The 19,624-nt window shown below is 37.9% G+C and carries 23 protein-coding genes; 9 read left to right on the top strand and 14 right to left on the bottom strand.

What is annotated here, in order from left to right:
- A partial coding sequence (locus VJ937_RS00115) for a DUF4332 domain-containing protein (RefSeq protein ID WP_324064887.1) occupies nt 1–702 on the top strand: 702 nt, incomplete at its 5' end.
- Nucleotides 703–829: 127 nt separating this feature from the next.
- Nucleotides 830–1,369, top strand: coding sequence for a TlpA disulfide reductase family protein (locus VJ937_RS00110; RefSeq protein WP_324064886.1), 540 nt, complete (start codon nt 830–832; stop codon nt 1,367–1,369).
- Between the two features lie 22 nt (nt 1,370–1,391).
- On the opposite strand, the gene VJ937_RS00105 is transcribed toward VJ937_RS00110, so the two are convergent.
- On the bottom strand, nt 1,392–2,807 hold the full coding sequence (locus tag VJ937_RS00105; protein WP_324064885.1) for a M64 family metallopeptidase: 1,416 nt from the start codon (nt 2,805–2,807) through the stop codon (nt 1,392–1,394).
- Nucleotides 2,808–3,042: 235 nt separating this feature from the next.
- Between VJ937_RS00105 and VJ937_RS00100 the strand changes: the two genes are divergently transcribed.
- Genes VJ937_RS00100 through VJ937_RS00090 form a run of 3 tightly spaced genes read left to right on the top strand, consistent with a single transcriptional unit; the run spans nt 3,043 to nt 5,318 of the window.
- The gene (locus VJ937_RS00100; RefSeq protein ID WP_324064884.1) at nt 3,043–3,396 is read left to right on the top strand and encodes a LytTR family DNA-binding domain-containing protein; all 354 of its coding nucleotides are present in this window, start codon (nt 3,043–3,045) and stop codon (nt 3,394–3,396) included.
- 23 nt (nt 3,397–3,419) lie between these two features.
- Nucleotides 3,420–4,208: an SOS response-associated peptidase gene (locus tag VJ937_RS00095; protein ID WP_324064883.1), complete on the top strand. Its 789-nt coding sequence runs from the start codon at nt 3,420–3,422 to the stop codon at nt 4,206–4,208.
- Nucleotides 4,209–4,265: 57 nt separating this feature from the next.
- Nucleotides 4,266–5,318, top strand: coding sequence for a hemolysin family protein (locus tag VJ937_RS00090; protein ID WP_324064882.1), 1,053 nt, complete (start codon nt 4,266–4,268; stop codon nt 5,316–5,318).
- Here VJ937_RS00090 and VJ937_RS00085 read toward each other — a convergent pair.
- The 4 genes from VJ937_RS00085 to VJ937_RS00070 all read right to left on the bottom strand — a co-directional run bounded on the left by VJ937_RS00085 (nt 5,315) and on the right by VJ937_RS00070 (nt 8,293).
- Nucleotides 5,315–5,794: an NUDIX hydrolase gene (locus VJ937_RS00085; RefSeq protein WP_324064881.1), complete on the bottom strand. Its 480-nt coding sequence runs from the start codon at nt 5,792–5,794 to the stop codon at nt 5,315–5,317. The genes VJ937_RS00090 and VJ937_RS00085 overlap by 4 nt on opposite strands.
- The gene (gene miaA / locus VJ937_RS00080) at nt 5,763–6,680 is read right to left on the bottom strand and encodes a tRNA (adenosine(37)-N6)-dimethylallyltransferase MiaA (protein ID WP_324064880.1); all 918 of its coding nucleotides are present in this window, start codon (nt 6,678–6,680) and stop codon (nt 5,763–5,765) included. Before miaA ends, VJ937_RS00085 begins: the two co-directional genes overlap by 32 nt.
- Before the next feature lie 99 nt (nt 6,681–6,779).
- Nucleotides 6,780–7,247, bottom strand: a complete 468-nt coding sequence (locus VJ937_RS00075) for an IS1096 element passenger TnpR family protein (RefSeq protein WP_324064879.1) — start codon at nt 7,245–7,247, stop codon at nt 6,780–6,782.
- A 20-nt stretch (nt 7,248–7,267) separates the two neighbouring features.
- Nucleotides 7,268–8,293 carry an acyl-CoA reductase gene (locus VJ937_RS00070; protein ID WP_324064878.1) on the bottom strand — a complete coding sequence of 342 codons (1,026 nt, stop codon included), beginning with the start codon at nt 8,291–8,293 and terminating at the stop codon, nt 7,268–7,270.
- Nucleotides 8,294–8,440: 147 nt separating this feature from the next.
- On the opposite strand from VJ937_RS00070, the gene VJ937_RS00065 reads away from it, so the two are divergent.
- The 3 genes from VJ937_RS00065 (at nt 8,441) to VJ937_RS00055 (ending at nt 12,524) form a co-directional block, all read left to right on the top strand.
- Nucleotides 8,441–10,450, top strand: coding sequence for a cation:proton antiporter (locus tag VJ937_RS00065; protein WP_324064877.1), 2,010 nt, complete (start codon nt 8,441–8,443; stop codon nt 10,448–10,450).
- A 91-nt stretch (nt 10,451–10,541) separates the two neighbouring features.
- A complete protein-coding gene (locus VJ937_RS00060) occupies nt 10,542–11,402 on the top strand; it encodes a hypothetical protein (RefSeq protein WP_324064876.1) in 861 nt (286 codons plus the stop codon).
- A gap of 372 nt (nt 11,403–11,774) precedes the next feature.
- Nucleotides 11,775–12,524, top strand: coding sequence for a L,D-transpeptidase family protein (locus VJ937_RS00055; RefSeq protein ID WP_324064875.1), 750 nt, complete (start codon nt 11,775–11,777; stop codon nt 12,522–12,524).
- A 4-nt stretch (nt 12,525–12,528) separates the two neighbouring features.
- Here VJ937_RS00055 and VJ937_RS00050 read toward each other — a convergent pair whose 3' ends face one another.
- The 4 genes from VJ937_RS00050 to ruvX are packed head-to-tail and all read right to left on the bottom strand — an operon-like array spanning nt 12,529 to nt 14,709.
- On the bottom strand, nt 12,529–13,227 hold the full coding sequence (locus tag VJ937_RS00050; RefSeq protein WP_324064874.1) for a GNAT family N-acetyltransferase: 699 nt from the start codon (nt 13,225–13,227) through the stop codon (nt 12,529–12,531).
- Nucleotides 13,202–13,732, bottom strand: coding sequence for a hypothetical protein (locus VJ937_RS00045; RefSeq protein ID WP_324064873.1), 531 nt, complete (start codon nt 13,730–13,732; stop codon nt 13,202–13,204). Before VJ937_RS00045 ends, VJ937_RS00050 begins: the two co-directional genes overlap by 26 nt.
- Before the next feature lie 4 nt (nt 13,733–13,736).
- A complete protein-coding gene (def, locus tag VJ937_RS00040; RefSeq protein WP_324064872.1) occupies nt 13,737–14,294 on the bottom strand; it encodes a peptide deformylase in 558 nt (185 codons plus the stop codon).
- Between the two features lies 1 nt (nt 14,295).
- On the bottom strand, nt 14,296–14,709 hold the full coding sequence (gene ruvX / locus VJ937_RS00035) for a Holliday junction resolvase RuvX (RefSeq protein WP_324064871.1): 414 nt from the start codon (nt 14,707–14,709) through the stop codon (nt 14,296–14,298).
- A gap of 236 nt (nt 14,710–14,945) precedes the next feature.
- Between ruvX and VJ937_RS00030 the strand changes: the two genes are divergently transcribed.
- Entirely contained in the window at nt 14,946–16,205 is a 1,260-nt protein-coding gene (locus tag VJ937_RS00030; RefSeq protein ID WP_324064870.1) for a DUF4407 domain-containing protein, read from the top strand.
- Here VJ937_RS00030 and VJ937_RS00025 read toward each other — a convergent pair.
- From VJ937_RS00025 to VJ937_RS00005, 5 genes are all read right to left on the bottom strand, one after another.
- On the bottom strand, nt 16,189–16,596 hold the full coding sequence (locus VJ937_RS00025; protein WP_057953695.1) for a DUF1987 domain-containing protein: 408 nt from the start codon (nt 16,594–16,596) through the stop codon (nt 16,189–16,191). The two genes, VJ937_RS00030 and VJ937_RS00025, sit on opposite strands and share 17 nt — an antisense overlap.
- Nucleotides 16,589–17,095 (bottom strand): SiaB family protein kinase, encoded by a 507-nt coding sequence (locus tag VJ937_RS00020; protein ID WP_324064869.1) that lies wholly within the window; start codon nt 17,093–17,095, stop codon nt 16,589–16,591. Before VJ937_RS00020 ends, VJ937_RS00025 begins: the two co-directional genes overlap by 8 nt.
- A 249-nt stretch (nt 17,096–17,344) precedes the next feature.
- Complete coding sequence (locus tag VJ937_RS00015) at nt 17,345–18,001, bottom strand: peroxiredoxin (protein ID WP_324064868.1); 657 nt, start codon at nt 17,999–18,001, stop codon at nt 17,345–17,347.
- Nucleotides 18,002–18,088: 87 nt separating this feature from the next.
- On the bottom strand, nt 18,089–18,562 hold the full coding sequence (locus VJ937_RS00010) for a Dps family protein (protein WP_324064867.1): 474 nt from the start codon (nt 18,560–18,562) through the stop codon (nt 18,089–18,091).
- Nucleotides 18,563–18,589: 27 nt separating this feature from the next.
- Nucleotides 18,590–19,027 carry a transcriptional repressor gene (locus tag VJ937_RS00005; RefSeq protein WP_324064866.1) on the bottom strand — a complete coding sequence of 146 codons (438 nt, stop codon included), beginning with the start codon at nt 19,025–19,027 and terminating at the stop codon, nt 18,590–18,592.
- Nucleotides 19,028–19,624 lie beyond the last annotated feature (597 nt).

Here is a 19,624-nt window from a genome sequence, read left to right as displayed (position 1 = left end):
AGTAAAATGGATGAAAAACAGCTGGCCGATACTGCTAAAAAACTCGATGTAGAGATAGACGATTCAATGGGTAAAGGTAAACTGATAGACGAAATTTTTGGTGAAACGTGTGAGGCTAAGCTTATACAGCCAACCTTTATCACCGACTACCCCATTGAAATGTCGCCGCTGGCCAAAAAGCATCGCTCTGAGCAGGGCCTTGTGGAGCGTTTTGAAGGAATTGTGAATGGTAAAGAGATTTGTAATGCCTATTCAGAGCTTAACGATCCTGTAGATCAGCGAAAACGCTTCGAAGAGCAGCTCATGTTAGCTAAACGTGGCGATGATGAGGCTATGATGCTCGATGAGGATTTTCTTAAGTCAATTGAGTATGGTATGCCACCAACTGCCGGCCTGGGTATCGGTATCGACCGCCTGTCCATGATTATGACCAACTCTAACTCAATTCAGGATGTGTTGTTCTTCCCGCAAATGCGTCCGGAGAAAAAAATACAGATCGACCCTGCAGAGATGTTTATGGAGTTGGGTATTCCTGAAGAATGGGTGGAAGTTGTACAAAAAGTTGGTTTTCCCACGGTCGCTGAGCTAAAAGAGGCCAACCCTAATAAATTGCATCAGCAATTGTGCGGCATGAATAAGAAACATAAAATGGGATTACAAAACCCTAAACCTGACGAAGTAAAAGGTTGGGTGGAATCCTGATTTATAAGATTTTTAAAGGAAGGCTGTCCATTTGGGGCAGCCTTTTTTGTTATTATTTATGGTTTTTTTACTGAATTTTATCGTTAGGCCTCTTATTTGATATATTTGCATCCAAAACTATCATTATATGAGACTATTCAATTCTTTATGTCTGGCGCTTTTTCTTGTCACGGGTTCTTTATGTGCTCAGCAGGTTTATGAACATGGTTACAAGGTTAAAATTGGAGATATGGCACCTGATTTCACCATTAATGAAGTCGATGGGAAATCATATAAATTATCTGATTTGCGCGGACATGTTGTAATGTTGCAATTTACAGCATCTTGGTGTGGTGTTTGCCGTCGCGAAATGCCATTTATAGAAAAGGAAATTTGGCAAAAAGGTCAGGATAAAGGATTGAAAGTAATTGCCCTGGACCGTGACGAGCCTGCTGAAAAAGCCAGGGAATTAGTCGAAAGTACCGGAATAACTTACCCCATCGCTTTGGACCCGGGTGCAGATATTTTTGGGCTTTATGCTTTGAAAAAGGCTGGTGTAACCCGCAATGTAATAATTGACCGTAACGGCAAAATTATTTTTCTTACCAGGCTCTTCAAGCGTGAGGAGTTCGACAAGATGAAAGAGATAATATTTAATGAGCTTGCGCAAAAAAAGAAGCCGGAATAGTTCCGGCTTCAATCAAGTGTTTTTATTTTGTGTATTGATCAATCACTAGATTGATGGCCCGCTGGCAGGCCGGGCAGAAATGATCTGTTCTGGTGAACATGATACAATTGGGTGCCGAGCGGAAAATACCATGGCTGTGATACTGGGCTCCCTCATACAATCCGGTTTTACCTGCATACTTAATATTTTTCAAATATGCCTCTTCCCATTCACGTTGGGCAATAAAAAACGCATTCATTTCTGATTCCGGGGTTTTCGCAGCACGCAGTTTTTCCCGCTCTTTTTGGGTTTCAATACTATGTTGGTCAAACTCCTTTTTACCCCATGGCGTAGGAAGCGGAATATCTTCATCAATCATGTCGCCCCATTTTATTTTATCTTTTTCTGTATGGGTTGTAACATTCAGCTCCCATGGTTCCTGGATCGATGATCCCATTTCATAAGCCGTGGAGGAAGCATAATATTCGTCGGCAAGATCGGCAAAATGGTGGCCAAATTCATGCACATAAAGATAATCCTTAAAAGCGTTATCTGCAGCTGCAGTGATATAAAGATTGTAAATGCCTCCACCTCCGTAAATGCTATCGTTCATTACAATTGCCGTGTATTCGTATGGTACATTTGCAGCTGCATTACGAATGGTTTTATTATCGAATCCCAGTGCATATCGTTCTGAATCGAATGCACCGTATGAAACGCTCAATGCCGAACGACGATAAATATCCTGATGTGGATGGGCTAACCCGGACTGGGGAGAGGGAATCTCTACAAGGCGAATATTAATGTCGTTTTTCCTTGATGCAAATGGTTCGGTAGAAAGTAAAGCATCGGCAAAGTCCTGGGCGTCTTTATTGAATTTATTCATTTCATTGGCTGTATAGCCCTCGCTAAGTACAACAATATCGACCTTTTTCTTTGGGTCGCCACTTATGTGAATATCTTTGGTTTTTAGATACGTACCAGCTTCTGCCTGGTTTGTTCTCCAGTGTTCGAGATGAATATTGTGCTCCCAGATCTTTTCAAATTTGTAATCTTTGTTTCGTTTCATCATAATTAGTTTAGCATCGTTCCTGGGCCATGGGAAACGCACTGACTCATGATAAACACCCCAGCCTTTTTTTGCTTCAGGTGTAGTTTCCCATTCTCCGTAGATGCTTGCAAATCCTCTTGAATAAATTGTTTCGCCACTGGCCAAATCAATTACTTTGTAAAAATATTTCCCCAGTTGCAGATCATCAATGAGCTTATTTGTGCTTCCAGCCCATATTCCGTCTGAAACGATCTGGTCAAAAGCAAAATGCTCTTCGTTGGCATTTCCGGTGTGGAAATAATCAAAGCGCATTGTTTTATCGTGGAAGTATTTTTGGAAGTCGGATCCTTGGGTGCAGGATGAAACCAGAATCGCGATGGTGATGGTAAAAAGTTTGATGTGCTTCATGGTATTTTAATTTTGAGATATTAACATGAACTCAAATTTAGAAAATATTATCGTACCCATTGATTATAACGAAGAAATGTTCATATATGGACATAAAACAATGCATAATAATAAATTGCATTTGAGCTCCTCAGGTAGGTGAAAATACCTGTATTTAGGTTTTAATTATTGTTTTTTTTTAATGTTTATAAAAATATTCGTAATTTGTACTAGGCCTTATTAATAATTTAATTGCATGATAAAAGTACCTGACGCGGGATATGTTACAGTAAGTAGTGATTATGAACAGATGCGCATTCCTTTTGAATCAATAATGTACATCGAAGCTCGTAAGAGCTATGTTATTCTCCATACATTTCGTGAAAAAGTAATTTCTAATACACCTTTACGGGTATTGCTTTATGATTTGCCTGTCAGGCTTTTCATTCAAACCCACCGCAATTATGTTGTAGCTATAAGTCAGGTTAATGCACTTGAACCCAGTAGGGTCACATTAATTAATAATGAGAAGGTTCCGCTTTCCAAGAATTACAGAAAACCATTAATCAACACACTGCTTGAATTGGGTGTTATTGATAAGGGTTTTTAGAATTTACAACAGGGTATAGCTATATGTGTGGCAGGTTTATTTTAGCTCAAAAAATCGAGAAACTGGGAGCGCGGTTCAATGTTAATGTTCCTGATGATTTAGATTTTGAGCCCGCTTTTAACATAGCTCCGGGCGATTGGGCTCCTGTAATAGCAAGCAACTCACCTGATCAATTACAAATGTTTCGTTTTGGGCTTACACCTTTTTGGGCCAAAAAACCAATGTATTTATTTAATGCAAGATCAGAAGGAGACCGAAATAAGTCAAATGACCCGAATTATAATGGAAGTAAAGACATCATTAATAAGCCTTCATTCAGAAAGCCAATAAGAACACAGCGCTGTCTGGTTCCGGCCGATGCTTTTATTGAGGGTACCACCAATGAGGGTTTAAAGCAACCATATGTGGTATATTTAAAAAATAAGGTGCGACCATTTTCGTTTGCGGGAATTTGGGATGAGTGGAAAGATGAGCAAGCAGGCAAAACAATTTTGTCTTTTAGTATTATTACGACAACTGCCAATGCATTACTTCAAAAACTGCCACACCATAGAAGCCCGGTTATTTTAAGTCAGTCTGATGAACTGCGATGGTTAAATCCCGAGACACCTTTAAGTTATATTACACAAATGCTCAGACCTTACAATGCAGAATTAATGAATGCATACCCCATAGATAATAAAATAAGCCACCCACGGGCAAGTGGCCGGGAACTCATTGACCCGGCAGGACCTCCACTCACCCCGGATGCCCATTTTCAGGTTGGCGATCACATTGAAAAAAGAGGTTTTGGGCGTCGAAAAATCAGATAATCAAGAAATTTTCATCTCTTTTTTATATTTTAATAGATTGAAAGGTATATTTGTGATATGGGATTATTGATTCTGTATTTATTCATTGCCATTGGTATTTCATTTCTGTGTTCGATTTTGGAGGCAGTATTGCTTTCAACTCCGGAGTCTTATATCGAGATTCTGATGACCGAAAAGCGGAGGGGAGCAGAGAATTTAAAAAAGTTGAAAAATGCCATTGACCGGCCATTATCGGCAATTCTATCTATAAATACCATTGCACATACCATTGGTGCAGCAGGTGTAGGTGCACAGGCCACGAAAATTTTTGGAGAAGTCTATTTTGGTTTGGTCTCGGCTGTTCTTACACTGTTAATTTTAGTATTGAGCGAAATTATTCCGAAAACAATTGGAGCCACCTACTGGCGCAACCTCGCGCTCTTATCAGTACCTGTTATAAAAGTTTTCATGTATGTGGCCTATCCGTTTGTAATTCTGTCAGAGCGCATAACCCGCATTATAGCTAAGCGCGGACAGGCTTATACTTTTAGCCGTCAGGATTTGTCTACTATGGCTTCAATTGGGTATAAAGAGGGAGTGATTGGGAAAGATGAATCTTATTTTATATACAATCTTATGAAACTCCGCGATGTGTCGGTAGAAGATATAATGACTCCGCGTACTGTTATGGTTAGTGTGCCGGAATCCATTACAACATCAGAGTTTTTTACACAAATCGATGAATTGTATTTTTCCCGCATACCGGTTTATCAGGGAAATAAAGAAAATATAACAGGTTATGTATTAAAAGGCGACATTCTGGAAAGGGTTGCGAAAGATCAGCACGATGTAAAAATAGATTCGCTAAAGCGTGAAATTACCAAGGTATATGAACGTATTCCTGTTCCCAGATTGTTCCAACTCATGATGAAGAAAAATGACCTGATAGCCCTGGTAATTGATGAGTACGGAGGTACAGAAGGTATTGTTACAATGGAGGATATCATTGAAACCCTAACCGGAATTGAAATTGTGGACGAAAAAGATACCCATGTGGATTACCAGAAGTTGGCTCGCGAGATTTGGAAAAAAAGGCTGAATGAAAACCGTAATCGAATCATTGACGATTAACTTTGACTGGCCAGCTCTTTTTGAAGCATTGCAATCACCACCTTATCAATTGGAAAGGTCATGTCGGCTTGCTCAATATTTTCAATTGAAATCCAGCGGAAACTCTGGGGGTTATCATCAGTCTTGTTAAAATCAAATTTCTTATTTGATGCTTTAAGTGCTTCAGGATTATTTAGTTGAGCTTTGTAATAAATGGAAATAAGCTGCATGTTCTCATAAAACCATCCTTTTTGATAAAAGTCGGTGGTATAATAGTGTGAAATATTAATGATTTTCTGGTGTGCTTCTTCCCAAAATTCACGATGCAGACAATCAATCGTACCTTCACCTTTTTCCAGTCCTCCCCCGGGGAACTTAGTCATATAGGCCCCAAGGCGGTATTCGTCGGTTAGCAAAATTTTATTTTCTTCGTTTATAACTAACCCGTAAACTCTTATGTTAAATTCAGAGTGTCTTTTCTTGTCTGATGGCATCATCAATATGTTTTTTAATAGATTCATATTCGTTTGGAGCAAACCATGATGTGACTTTATTGCGTCTGAACCACGATAATTGTTTGCGTGCATACCTTCTTGTGTTGCGCTTAATTAGCTCAATGGCTTCATCCAGGGATGTTGCTCCGTTAAGGTATTGGAATATTTCCTGATAACCTACAGTTTTCAGTGGTACCAGGTTCTGCCATTGCCTTAAATTTTTCACTTCATCAATAAGGCCCTTTGCCACCATTTGGTCAACTCTCTGGTTTATGCGCTTATGCAGTACATCTCGATCAGTGTCAAGTGAAATTCTGATGATATTGAAATCTCTGGGGCGCGGTTGTTTTTTTCGGAAAAATGAGAACGGTTTGCCTGTTTGCCAATACATTTCGACACCCCTGACAAGTCTTGCCGGATTATTTATATCTGTTTCAGAATAATACACCGGATCGGCTTTTTTTAGAATTTCCTGTAAAGCCTCTTTACCATTGTTTTTTAAAAGAGCACTAGCCTTTTCTCGTATTTGTGGCTTTATGTTGGGCATCTTGTCTATTCCTGAACAAACGGCTTCTATGTACATACCGCTGCCACCTGTCATAAAAATCAAATCGTGTACCTTAAACAGCTCTTTGAGTTTTGCCAACGCCTGGTGCTCATAACTTGAAGCATTGTAATCATCATGAATACTCACATTTTGAATAAAGTGGTGAGGGACTGTTTTAAGCTCTTCCGGTTCAGGAACAGCAGTACCTATGGCCATTTCTTTAAATATTTGACGGCTGTCAGCAGAAATTATCTCACTATTATAATCGCGGGCAAGTCTGATTGTGAGACTTGTTTTACCAATGGCAGTGGGGCCGGCAATTACGATTAATGTTTTTTGCATGCTGCAAAGTTAATGATTCTCTATAAAGGTAGAGCTGACAACTATACAACAAAGCATTTATGAAAGTATGAAAGACGGCAGGACTTATAATAAGCGGATTTAATTTTCTGAAAATGAATCCAAAAGATTGTCGATATAGGCTTCACCCGTTTTTATTTGACGGGGAGGGGTGCCTTCTGTATGCAATAGTCTGGGTATGAGGTCATCTGTTTTGGCTGTGTATACCTCACGCAACATAACCATAAAACCTCTTTCGGAAAAATGATCGAAAATGTAAAGCATTTTGTCTCCGGCTTTGGTGAAAACACTTTTTAGCTGAACATTGTCCATGTATTCTGTGGAATATATTCCGCTATGAGCATCCATGTGTAGTAAGGTGAATTCTTTCTTTTTCTCCCAATTGTTGGTCAGCATGAAAAATGAAGCCAGATGTGACTGATCATAATCACAAGCTGTTTGAATGGCCCTGTGCAAATCAAGCAAAGTATGTATATTATACATTTCCAGCTCTCTTATAAAGCCTTTTTTTTCGTTAGATAATATGGAAAATCTCAATATCTTTTTCATTGCTTGCCTTTTTAGTGCTCTCAGGATCGCAGTTCTGTAAGAAATTTCAATGTATCCACATTGTCTGCATAGTCACCTATGTCAGGTTTTTGTGCACTACCTAAATTTAAGGATTTATTTAATTCATTTCCAACTATACATTGAATTTTTTCAGTATTTATTTCTAATATTTGTTTTACATTTTCAATTGAGTTGAAAAATTCTAAATGTAAGATTCCCACCTGGCTATTTAGTTGAGCATCCTCAACAAAAAGCACCGGGCCTGCATCAATAAAGGGTATATTTAAAGCTTTAAGCCGGGCTTTTTGGTATCTGAGGTTGTTCGCATACTGTTCATGGCTACTTAGCCATTTGTATTTGGCAAGTGCTTCAATTATAGGGGCTAAGCTGGTTTGTGCGGGCAGGTATAGTTTTGAAACATTTCGGCAGCCAAGTCCGAAAAATGTGCAAATATCATCGGCAAGGTATTCTAATTCCTCAGGGGTTTCATCTCCATTTAGCACTGCAAGACTGGTTCTGTTTTTTCTGATTATTCGCGGGGTCCCTTTGAAATAGTAATCAAAATATCGTGCGGTATTGTCACTTCCAGTGGCAATGAGTGCTTCTATATTGTTGGGAACCTTATCTAGAAAGTGTATTTTATCTCTGTAGGCAGGTTCAATGTCTATTAATTCTTTGGCAATGGCAGGTAGTAAGTATGCATCTTTGCCGGAAAGTTTAATCATAGCTGTGTGCCCGGAGATTAGTGTACATAAAAAATCATGAAACCCCACTAGTGGTATATTGCCGGCCATTATGATACCTGTTTTCATGCTTTTTTCAGGAGACTGGTATTTCTCAACCCACTTAGAAAGTTTTGATGCCTCAAGCCAGGGCAGAAAGTTGCGTATAGCCAGTCTGTAAAAAGTTGGCGTAAACCAGGGGTTGAGTTCATGAGATTTACGAATAGCCTTATTTAACGGCAGGTTATTGTCAGTTGAATATAATGATTCCTGCAGTTTATGGCCTAATTTCACGAATGCGCGTATATGTAATGTACTTTTCAAAGTAATATTAAAATTATGATTATTTTTATGCTTTTACAAGGCGTAAAATTACTTACTTCATTTAAAGTTTCATTAATTAAGTTCAATTGTATACTGATTTTTATATGAACCTATTTGCAAAAGAATTGTAATTATAATTAAAGAATTATGCATTTTCCTGTTCTCATAGACTTATTAATTATTTTTTCACTGGCATTGCTGGTGAACATTATTTTTCAGCGATTTAATGTGCCGTCAATATTGGGGTTTATTGTGGCTGGTATTTTGGCTGGTCCACATGTTTTTGGCCTTGAAACCAATCCCAATGACCTCGAATTATTATCTGAAATAGGCATAATGCTCTTGCTTTTTACCATTGGAATTGAATTCTCGCTGAAGGATCTGATGCAAATACGGAAAACTGTTTTTTTAGGAGGAGGGCTTCAGGTTTTAATTACAGTCGCAACGACGTTTATACTTACATTTTGGGCAGGATATGCCTGGCAACTGTCTGTATTTTTTGGCTTTCTGGTTGCTTTAAGTAGCACAGCCATTGTGCTGAAAGTTCTTCAGGAGCAAAGCCTGATGGCTCAGCCGTACGGCAGAGGAAGTTTGGGGGTGCTGATTTTTCAGGACATAATAGTTGTGCCCATGATCATGTTGGTGCCTTTTCTGACAGGAGGCATGGAACATCCCGGCAATGAACTTTTGTGGATGCTGCTTAAGGTTGCAGGGCTTATCCTGTTTACTATACTTGGGTCAAGATATATTGTGCCACCCCTTTTGCATATTGTGGCCAGAACGCAGAAACAGGATTTTTTTATACTTACAATATTAATTATCGGTTTTGGTGTAGCTATTCTCACAGCTATACTGGGACTCTCACTTGCGCTCGGGGCGTTTTTGGCCGGTTTAATTATCTCTGAAACAGACTACAACCATGAAGCATTTGGTAATATCGTGCCGTTCAGAGATATTTTTACGAGTTTCTTTTTTGTATTGATTGGTATGTTCCTGAATTTGGATTTTATAGCTACTAATGCCTGGATTATTCTTTTATTAACGGTCATTGTGCTTATTCTGAAGACAGCAATTGTTACCTTCTCAGCTTATTTTTCAGGTTACCGTGCAGGAGTTGCCCTAACCATGGGAGTTGCGCTCAGTCAGGTCGGAGAGTTTAGTATTTTACTGGCTCAAACAGGCCGGCAATATGACTTACTCCCGATTTATTATCATCAAATGTTTTTAAGTGTTGCCCTCATGACAATGGTTGTGGCGCCATTTTTAATTAAGTCGGGTCCGGGATGGTTGTTAAGTATCTTGCCCTCAAGGTTGTACCATAAACGGTTAAAGGCTCATAGCGATGAGCGTAGTGTTGAGAATTACAGTAAGCTGGAGAATCATCTTGTGATTATTGGAATGGGGCAAAATGGGCACAATATTTCTCATGCAGCTGAATATGCTAAAATCGCTCATGTTATTATTGATAATGATGCAGATTTAGTTCAGAAAGAGAAGCAAAACGGAGAACCCATCATTTTTGGTAATGCAGAAAACATTGCAGTTCTAAAAGAGGCTGGTGTGGAAAGAGCCGGAACTGTGGTAATAACCATTCATAGTGCATCCTCCACATACACAGCATTGCGTAACGCTCGCAGACTTAGTGAAAATGCATATATTATTGTGCGCACCAGGCATGTGGAAGAGCTGGAACACTTGTACAAAGCCGGAGCCAATGATGTAATTCCTGGTGAGTTTGAAACTGCTGTTGAGATATTTACACAGGTGCTTAAGCATAATTTGGTGCCTGAAGAAGAGGTCAGACAAATGGCAGCACATATGCGCGAAAACGGTTATGGAATATTCCGGCACAGAGAATACGAAACTACAGAGCCGTTTTTGCCACAGTTTTCAATTAGTGCTGTGAGAGTAGCACATGCATCTGAAGTGATTAATAAATCAATTGGAGAGCTACGGCAAAATGATGTTTTTGCAGAGCCTGTGCTTGCAATTCAACGCGGCGAAGATGTGGTTACCAATCCCTCAGATAACATTCAATTACTGGAAAATGACATATTGGTTGTAATGGCAAAGCCTGAACAGTTGGCGTGTAAAACATGTGTTTTTGAGCCTGAGGATACTACAATTATTACACCTGGCAGACAGAATGAGTTTTAACTTTTGAATTCATAGTTGTTATCGTTTGGTATTTTATTGTAATAGTGTTTTTATATATTTGGGTTTTATAAACTTATAATAAAGTAGTAAGATGAGAAATTTGATTTTAGTTATACTGACCCTTGCTTTTTTTGCTGGTTGTCAGCAAGAAAGTGTTGAATATGATTATGACCTTGTAAATAGTAACGGTATTTATGTCGAAAAATTCGATACACTTATTAAAGATGAAAACCGGTACACCTCTAACAACAATGTATTTAAGCCGGCTAGGGTGTTTGTTTATGATTATTATTTGGAGAAAACCAATGGCGAAAAGTATGCTTTTCAATCGACGAAAGATGCTCCGCGTTTACCAGCACGCCAGCGACTTAATTCGTGGAATCTTGTACACACAGACAGTCTGACAGATATTTCTGTAGAACAGGTTTTATTGAAAGTAAGACCCGGCCTGCAGCCTTTTATCGAACACTTCCCTGATTATGACCAGACCATTATTGAATATCATTACGTTCAGCACAATAATGACAGACCTTTTAATGAGGCCACTGGTGTAATTGAAAATGAGAAAAATGTATGGCTACATCCTCCCAGATCAAATATGTTCAGAATTTTAGAATTAAATCCGTTTCCATTTGTACAGGCCCCTTATGAAATTGGAAATACCTGGCAGTGGTCGCTAAAAATAGGTGATGCCTGGAGCGACGAACGTTGGAAAAAATGGGACGGACAGATTGAAAATCAATACCAGTATGAAATCACTGACCTTCGCCCTGTTGAAACAGCTATTGGCGAATTAGAGTGTATTGAAATTAGTGCATCAGCTAAAAGCCGTATCGGGCAAACTCACCTGGTTGCTTATTTTAATAAAGAACATGGATTTGTGAAGCTGAATTATACCAATATAGACTCCACACGTCTGGTTATGGAGCTTAAAGAGATAAGAGAAGAATAGTTTTAAAACCTGGTTTATTGAACCGACCCATGACAAAAATTCGATAGCGTTCTGCTGCCTGTCGAAGTTAACTGGAATGATTATAATAACCCTAAAAACTTATGTCGTAATGGTTTGATTCATAATGGCGTGCTCCCCCGCCTTCTGTGGGGCAGGCTATTCCGATATGCTATCGAGACAGGTTATGACAACTAAAATCAAAATTTTAAAAAGATGAACCGAGCCATGATCCGCCGGCTGGCGGAACACACACCTGCATGATTATAATAAAACCGAAAGCCTTGTGTGACGGAAATTTGATTCATCATGGCGAGCTCCATCCCGATTGGCATCGGGACAGGTAATGACAACTAAAATCAAAATTATAAACATATGAAAAGTCAAATTTTCATAATTTTCTTCCTTTTACTGACACTACAAATTGCAGCACAGTCTTTTAAACAAGAGCAAAAAAAGTACCCCAGAGTAAGAACTGCATACGCTGAAAAAGAGACCGAAATTAAGAACTTGTTGTTGCAAAATGGTCTTAATACTGAAAACCTCAGGGTATACATAAGGGCATTCAAACTAGAGAAAAAACTGGAATTGTGGGCTAAAAATACTCAGGACACAACTTATAAATTATTACAGAAATATGATATCTGCCTTACGTCCGGCAGGTTAGGCCCCAAAAGAAAACAGGGCGATTTGCAAATTCCTGAAGGATTTTATCATATTAGCAGGTTTAATCCTTACAGCAATTTTTATTTATCGCTTGGTATAAATTATCCGAATGCTTCAGATCGCATACTTAGCGATAAAACTGCTCCCGGTGGAGATATTTTTATTCATGGAGACTGCGTGACTATTGGGTGTATTCCTATTACCAATGATTACATTAAGGAGCTATATCTTATTTGTATAGATGCCAAAAATTCCGGACAGGACAATATTCCGGTTACTATTTTCCCGTCAAGGCTGGATAGAGACCGATACGATGCCCTATGCATTAAATACAATGACGATAAAGATAAATTGGCTTTATGGTCTGATCTTAAGAATGGCTATGATATTTTTAACAGGACAAAACAATTGCCCAATATTGTTTTTCTTGCCAATGGCCGACACACAGTTACTGAATAAAGGTCTATTGAGTCTTATATATTTCGTAAACCAGCCGTTTATCAGCAGATTTAATTCTAATTATAATTTCGCTGTGTTTCGCTAACAAATTGGCAATATTATTCCGCAAATCAATATCACACTCATCGTTTTTAAGAGGGAGCGAGGTGATATGCAAGCTGCTTCGAGTGCTTTTTCCCGAAATGTTTTTGTACAGCAACAACCTGGTATCTGCAATAGTGTCGGGCCCAAAATAACGATCTTTGTAGGCGCAGACTTTATATTCAAGGCTATTCCATAACTTCAGGCTTGCATAATTTTCTGGTCGGCATGCCAGATACAGGGTTTTCAGACTGTTATTGCGGACTTCCTTTTCCATTCTGGCTATAAGTAAATGCGCCAACCCTTTTCCTCTGAACTTTTCGTCTACAGCTATCCCATAACAGTAAGCTGAGCTTTCATATTCAAGGTTATAGAATCCCGTACTCCTGAATAAAAGCTGCGCTTCAGCTACCATTTTTTGCTTATAGATAATCCCGAAAAGACCACCCTGATCGGCTATGGAACGTAGTTCATTTAAGCTGATTTTTTGATGTCCCTCAAATGCTTTGTCATCTAATTTTTTGGCTTCTTTAATGGCCTGCATGCCTGAGAGCCTGACTACGGAAAAATCGGGTAGTTTGTTTTCACCCATAAGATTATTCTGGCTGCTGCTGTTTTTCAAAGCTGGTTACAAATTCTTTGGCGCTTTTTCCAGGGTTAAGCAACGAAATTTGGGCATCATCTGTCAGTTTGTGTCCCGGAAATTTTTCAATGAATTTATTGTAGTATATTCTGGCATGTGCCGTATCCATAGTCTGGTCATATACAAATGCTTTCATGAATATTGCCATAGGGTAGTGGGCAGTATTTACAAAATCTGTTTCCACAATATCGTAATAATGCAGGGCCTTTTGATACATTTGGCTCTGCATTGCATCTTGAGCGGCATTGATTATAAATGCCGCTGCAAGCGTGTCTTTGGGGTTTTCTTTGTAGAATTTTTCATAGAGGGTAAGCAAGGACTTTACCTCTTTTTTGTTCAAAGGTCTTTTCGCTGAAATTTTGGAAAGGGCTTGCTCTTTATGTGCTATTTTTTCGCTGAGTGTTTGCTCCTGGTTCCGCTTACAACCATTATACATGGACAAACCCAAAAAGGCAACGATTAATAAAACAAAGAAAGCTCTCATGTACTTATTTTTTACCTAAAACGGTTCTGTAAGAAACTTTAAATTTACCTTTCGAGAGACCAAGTAATTTGCTTTTGAGGATTTTTTTCCTTAAAGGAGAAATGCGATCTGTAAAAAGTATCCCTTCAAGGTGATCATATTCATGTTGAATTATGCGGGCTTGTGTACCTTTAAATTCTTCTTCTTTTAGATTAAAATCCCGGTCATAGTATTTTAACTTAATTTCGCTCGGGCGGTTCACATCTTCTCTTATATTCGGAATACTCAGGCAGCCTTCATTAAATAGTTTTTCTTCTCCCCATTCATCGACCATTTCCGGGTTTATAAGTACTTTTTTAAAATCTTTTAAGTCCGGGTCGTCTTCGGCCATGGGGGCTCCATCAATTACAATGATTCTTATTGATTTATTTATTTGTGGAGCTGCAAGTCCCACGCCATCAGATTCATACATGGTCTCGAACATGTTGTCAATAATTTTTTCAAGGTCAGGGTAGTTTTGATCTACTTCTTCTGCTCTTTTTCTGAGTGTTGGGTGACCAATAATGGTAACAGGATATATCATCTTAAAATGGCTTATTTAGATAAGTTTGTAAAATTATAGTAGCACTGATCTCATCGACAAGTGCTTTGTTTTGTCTTTGCGTTTTTTTTAATCCACCATCAAGCATTGATTGCTGTGCCATTTTTGAGGTAAAGCGCTCATCAACACGGCGCACAGGTATTTGAGGGTACTTTTTACCCAGTTTTTTCAGAAACCCCCTGATGTGCGGTTCTGTTTCCGATGGTGTATTATTCATTTGTACAGGTAATCCAACAACTATTTCGTCTACTTGTTCTTTAGCCAAATATCCGGATATGAAATTTAATAGTGTATGTGTTGCTACAGTGGTCAGGCCGCTGGCAATTATTCTGTCGGGATCTGTAACTGCCAGTCCCGTTCTTTTTAGTCCATAATCAATGGCGAGTATTCTTCCCATAGTTGTTGTAGCGTTTGAAAATGCTGAATTCGAGTGCAAAGATACAAATATTGGGCCGTCGTTGAACTCTAAATAGTTATATTTTATTAAGTCCGATGAGTAGGTTTTATTTTTTAACGAGTTGATTTTTTTACTGTTGTATAGAGTTTTACTGTTTTAAATGATCTTGATAAATATCTTTTACAGAGCGCCAATATTTTATTAAAAGATTCGTAATTTTGAATAAAGACTTTAGCATGAATAAATCAACAAATACTACTACCTGGCAAGGAGGAGCAGTGGCTCGTTTCTTCTTATGGTGCTCAGGTGCTCGCCTTTATTTATTGAAAAGATGTCCCACGGAGATTAATATGTTTATGGGGATAGGTATAGTGGTTTTTCTAACTGGTATTGTAGCCTCAATATCGGGCGGATATGCATTCCATTTGGTTTTTAACTCTATACCGCTAGCCATTGTATTTGGCATTTTTTGGGGAATATTGATTTTTTTCCTCGATTGGTACCTGGTAGCGAGTCTTAAAAAAGAACGGAAATGGGGTAAGGAGTTTGTGATGGCCCTGCCACGAATAATTCTTGCAGTATTTATTGCAGTTGTTGTAGCCCGGCCTATTGAAATGAAATTGTTTGAAAAGGAGATTGATTTGCAGGTCCAAAAAGCTCAACTTGAAATGCGACAGGAACAGATGCAAAGCGTATCAAACCAGTTTGGTGAAATTGAGCAGCTACGTCAGGAAAATGATTCTCTGCAGCAATTGATTAATAAAAAAGCTGAGCGCCGGAATGAACTTTATGATTTAATGATAGCTGAAGCTGAAGGTAGAAGCCCAGTAGGTGTAATGGGCAAAGGACCTGTTTATAAAGAAAAACAGCGCGAATATGCTTTTGCTGTTGAGGAACTCAAGGAGCTGCGCACGCGTATTGTACCCCAAATTGCGTCAAATAATGAACGTATTGCGGCACTTAATCAGAAAAAAGATGAGTTGGCTGCCACAAATCAGATTGTAATTTCTCGAGCCAATGGTTTTCTTTCACGTCTGCGGGCATTAAACGAATTACAGGAAGAAGAAAAAACCGTTTACTGGGCATCGCTGTTTATTCTACTGCTTTTTGTGGTTATCGAGATATCACCTGTTTTTGTAAAGCTTATTAGTTCAAGAGGCCCGTATGATGAGCTTTTAGAGGCAGAGCAAGCTGCTTTGAGTCAAAAAGCAGGAAAGCAGGTGCTGGAGTTTGCTCATGAGCGACACTTGTTTAGAGAAGAGCTTGAGCGTAAATCTGAGCTTATGGTCAACCAGAACGATCGGGTGCAGCGTGATGCGTATGAGGCATTGACAGATGCAAAACAAGAGATCAACAGGGAGCGAATTAAGCGTTGGAAAGATATTCAATTAAAGAAAAACGGAGATACTGTAAATAAATATTTTCCGGATTTGGTGGATATTGATAAAAAATTCACTAAGGAGGGTGATGAGGAGAATTCTACTCACTCATCATAATATATTTGAACTCAAAGTCAACCATTTCGGCAAGTTCTTCACCCACATCGCGCATATCTTCGTCACCTTCTTCGTAGTGCCAGTTAATTTTAATGTCGATGTCGCTGCTGTGTAATTGGTTGATGTATAGTAGTATGTCAAGAATAAATTTTGCAGATGCAGAATTGAAATAAGATAGTTTAAAATCAAAATTGATTGTTTGATCGTCTTTAATATTGGCACGTATTGCATCGGTATCTTCCAGTACTTTTTCAAACCAATTGATAACCGGCATATAAAATTCCCGTACATTTTCCGGTCTGGAGCAACCTGCAATTTCAAATTTCAGATTCTCAGCATCAAGTGTAATTGCGGGTGTAGCCTTTGTTTCTTCAATGTTGATTTTATCCATGCTGCAATATCTTTATTTTTAAACAAAAATACGATTCTTTTTCGTTTACACGATCGAATGAGTATGCTATTTTTCTTCCTGCATTTTTGCCAATAATATAAACGCCTAACCCAGCGCCTCCTTCTTTGCTAATGTGGCTATTACGTAATTTTTCTGCAAAGACTTGTTTTAGCCGGTTGTTGTTGGCATTAATGTATTCAATTTTTTCTTGTAGTTCATTACGCTGATCCATAGAAACAAGATTGCAGGTCTCAATCATGATACTATCTGAATTTTCTTTTACTGCAAAGCGGGGTAGGTGTTTATCGGATGTTTGCTTTGCGTGACGCAGAATATTTTCCAGCGATTCTACAGCTGTTGAGTAAACCCGTTTACGGCATAACGTTGTAAGATCTGAGTTTTTCATCTGATTATTCAGATCCTCCAGTAACTCATTAATAATTTCGTAGTTGAGTTTACCACTGTAAGAAATTATAATATTTTCCTGCGTTTTTCCCATTAGCTATTAAAGTTGCAATATAGTAATATTTGAATTTATAAAGGAAAAAGATTTTGTGGCTTTTATTAATAAAATGTTAATGCATCTTTAAGGCATTCTAAATGCTTTTGTTTTAAGTTTTTTTTTCTTTCAATAAAGACTAATAACATTATTAATTGAGTATTTTAACATAGTTTTATTGAAACGCGAAGGAAAATGTAAAATAAAAGCGGGCAAAATGGCCCGCTTTTGAGTTTGTTTTGACTTTTATTACTTTTTATATTCTTTGTGGCAAAACCACCAGTCATAACATTCGTATTGATCTTTACGTTTTTTAGCGTCCTGTACATTATTTGCTGGTGGAATAATAACACGGTCTTTCATGAAATCATTGTTTGGCCAGTTTGCAGGCATAGCAACTTTTTGCTTATCTGAAACCTGAAGTGCTTCGAGGGCACGCAAGATTTCTTCCATGTTACGACCAATCTCCTGAGGGTAGTAAAGAATAATGCGAATTTTACTATCAGGGTCTACCAGAAATACTGCGCGAACTGTCTGACTTCCTTTACCTGGGTGTACCATGCCCAATTTGCCGGCTACAGCACCGTCCATGTCGGCTATAATAGGAAATGGAATTTGCACATCCATGTTCTCTTCGATCCACTCATCCCACTTAATGTGCGAGAAAATTTGGTCGATCGATAAACCAAGCAATTCTGCGTTAAGCGCATCGAACTTTTCTTTGCGTTTTGCAAATGCTATAAATTCAGTGGTGCAAACCGGTGTGAAGTCTGCAGGGTGGCTGAATAACACTAGCCATTTACCTTTGTAATCTTCTGGTAATTTTTTTACACCATGTGTGGTTTGTACTGTCATTTCAGGGAGTTTGTCCCCAATTAATGGAAAAGAATTTTCTTTAGGTTCCATGTGTGATTAATTTAATGGTTTATAAATAGTATTAAAAATTATCTTTAGGTTGGTACCCAATGTACCAACCTTTCTTGTGCATCTAAATTAGCGAGTTGTGGAATGAAACATCCAAGCAAGCTTTTCCTGTTCTGAGATGTAATCGCCCATCATTGCATTAGTGGCTTCATCATCTAATTCGTCGGCAAGCTCTAAAATCTCTTTTTGTTGGGCAAGCAAATACTTAAAGCCATTAAGTACTACTTCAATTGCAGCTGCGGCTTCGCTTACATTTAATTCCTCTTTGAGTCCTGATTTTTTTGTGTATTCACTTAATGAGTGCACAGGTGTTTCTCCGATGGATAAAATGCGTTCTGCAATTTCGTCGATTTTCTCAGCAGCATTGTCATACAATTCTTCGAATTTGTTGTGTAAAGCAAAAAACTGGGGACCTTTAATATTCCAGTGGAGCCCTCGTAAATTCATGTAAAACATATGATAATCTGCCAATAGCTCGTTTAGCTTTAACGCAATTTTTTTTGTGTCCTCTTCTTTGTGTCCTATTATTTCTAATTGATTCATAATTTTAATTTTAAACTGATTAAATAATTAATGTTTTCTATGGTAGTCGATAAACTTACCATTTATTTGTATTTGTATGTCTTCTATATTAAAATGCCTTATTGTTTTCTTCTCGAAATAATTTTCTATCAATTCTTTTAATTCATTATCATAATAGTCTTCTATTCGATTTGATTCTTCACAATAAAGATGAAAGTGCTTGTCTGTATAGGCATCGTATCTCATTACATCCTGGTCGGTTTTTACTTTTTTAATTATGCCTTTTTCACTAAAAGTTTCCAGTGCATTATACACCGTGCCCACTGCCAAATTAGGATACTCCCTGCGAATGAACTGAATAATTTGGTCAGCTGTAGGATGGCTCTTTAAATTTCTTAGTGCATCCAAAACGGCTATTCGCTGAGGGGTGACCCTAAGATTGTGGTCACTTATAATTTTCCTTATATTTTTAGGATTGTTTTTCATCTTTCGTTAATTAGAACAGTTCTAATATAGGAATTGTTTTAAAAAGTTTGAAAAAAATATAAAAAAACCTTTAATTATCTATTTAATAGTGTTTTGGATTGCATAATGCTCATACAAATAACCCTTGGTTTTGTTTTAAAATTTAAGACAAACAGGATTTTAATTTTGATGTTTTCAAAAAGTAATAATTGATAAATTCGTATTTTAAACCTACAATCGAACCATTTTTGTAGTTGGGAAATGAAAAAGTTATTTGTTAGGAGGACTAAATATGTGCTGGAGGGGAGAAAAAATTGTATAAAGGTTATAGGGTGCCAGTATACAAATTGAAAATCAAGCTTTACCTTAAGCTTGCAGGCAGCTTGATTTTCTTTTTAAATAATTGAAGTTTCGCACTTAATAATAAGCTGTATTATAACGAATTATGGAAGTCAATTCTGTTTTACCCCATACCCTTTCGCCGATAATTTATTTATTACCAATGTTTTACGATTTGTCGCGGCGAAATTTTATTTTTGATCAATTTTTCTACCATAATATCATCTCTACGAGACTTTTTTGTATTTTGAAAGCACCGTTAGGTGCGTAATTATGGTA

This window comes from Salinivirga sp., assembly GCF_035268865.1.
Classification (GTDB): Bacteria; Bacteroidota; Bacteroidia; order Bacteroidales; family Salinivirgaceae; genus Salinivirga.
Note: the sequence above shows the minus strand (reverse complement) of the source record. Positions and strands in the feature narration are given on the sequence as shown.

Excerpts from the sequence above, each read along its gene's own strand:
- VJ937_RS00105 (WP_324064885.1), bottom strand. The coding sequence starts at position 2,807 with ATGAAGCACATCAAACTTTTTACCATCACCATCGCGATTCTGGTTTCA.
- VJ937_RS00060 (WP_324064876.1), top strand. The coding sequence starts at position 10,542 with ATGAGAAATTTGATTTTAGTTATACTGACCCTTGCTTTTTTTGCTGGT.
- VJ937_RS00025 (WP_057953695.1), bottom strand. The coding sequence starts at position 16,596 with ATGGATAAAATCAACATTGAAGAAACAAAGGCTACACCCGCAATTACA.
- VJ937_RS00015 (WP_324064868.1), bottom strand. The coding sequence starts at position 18,001 with ATGGAACCTAAAGAAAATTCTTTTCCATTAATTGGGGACAAACTCCCT.
- VJ937_RS00075 (WP_324064879.1), bottom strand. The coding sequence starts at position 7,247 with ATGAAAAAGATATTGAGATTTTCCATATTATCTAACGAAAAAAAAGGC.
- VJ937_RS00110 (WP_324064886.1), top strand. The coding sequence starts at position 830 with ATGAGACTATTCAATTCTTTATGTCTGGCGCTTTTTCTTGTCACGGGT.
- VJ937_RS00100 (WP_324064884.1), top strand. The coding sequence starts at position 3,043 with ATGATAAAAGTACCTGACGCGGGATATGTTACAGTAAGTAGTGATTAT.
- VJ937_RS00030 (WP_324064870.1), top strand. The coding sequence starts at position 14,946 with ATGAATAAATCAACAAATACTACTACCTGGCAAGGAGGAGCAGTGGCT.
- VJ937_RS00085 (WP_324064881.1), bottom strand. The coding sequence starts at position 5,794 with ATGATGCCATCAGACAAGAAAAGACACTCTGAATTTAACATAAGAGTT.
- VJ937_RS00045 (WP_324064873.1), bottom strand. The coding sequence starts at position 13,732 with ATGAGAGCTTTCTTTGTTTTATTAATCGTTGCCTTTTTGGGTTTGTCC.
- VJ937_RS00055 (WP_324064875.1), top strand. The coding sequence starts at position 11,775 with ATGAAAAGTCAAATTTTCATAATTTTCTTCCTTTTACTGACACTACAA.
- VJ937_RS00090 (WP_324064882.1), top strand. The coding sequence starts at position 4,266 with ATGGGATTATTGATTCTGTATTTATTCATTGCCATTGGTATTTCATTT.
- VJ937_RS00065 (WP_324064877.1), top strand. The coding sequence starts at position 8,441 with ATGCATTTTCCTGTTCTCATAGACTTATTAATTATTTTTTCACTGGCA.
- VJ937_RS00010 (WP_324064867.1), bottom strand. The coding sequence starts at position 18,562 with ATGAATCAATTAGAAATAATAGGACACAAAGAAGAGGACACAAAAAAA.
- VJ937_RS00005 (WP_324064866.1), bottom strand. The coding sequence starts at position 19,027 with ATGAAAAACAATCCTAAAAATATAAGGAAAATTATAAGTGACCACAAT.
- def (WP_324064872.1), bottom strand. The coding sequence starts at position 14,294 with ATGATATATCCTGTTACCATTATTGGTCACCCAACACTCAGAAAAAGA.
- miaA (WP_324064880.1), bottom strand. The coding sequence starts at position 6,680 with ATGCAAAAAACATTAATCGTAATTGCCGGCCCCACTGCCATTGGTAAA.
- ruvX (WP_324064871.1), bottom strand. The coding sequence starts at position 14,709 with ATGGGAAGAATACTCGCCATTGATTATGGACTAAAAAGAACGGGACTG.
- VJ937_RS00095 (WP_324064883.1), top strand. The coding sequence starts at position 3,420 with ATGTGTGGCAGGTTTATTTTAGCTCAAAAAATCGAGAAACTGGGAGCG.
- VJ937_RS00020 (WP_324064869.1), bottom strand. The coding sequence starts at position 17,095 with ATGGGAAAAACGCAGGAAAATATTATAATTTCTTACAGTGGTAAACTC.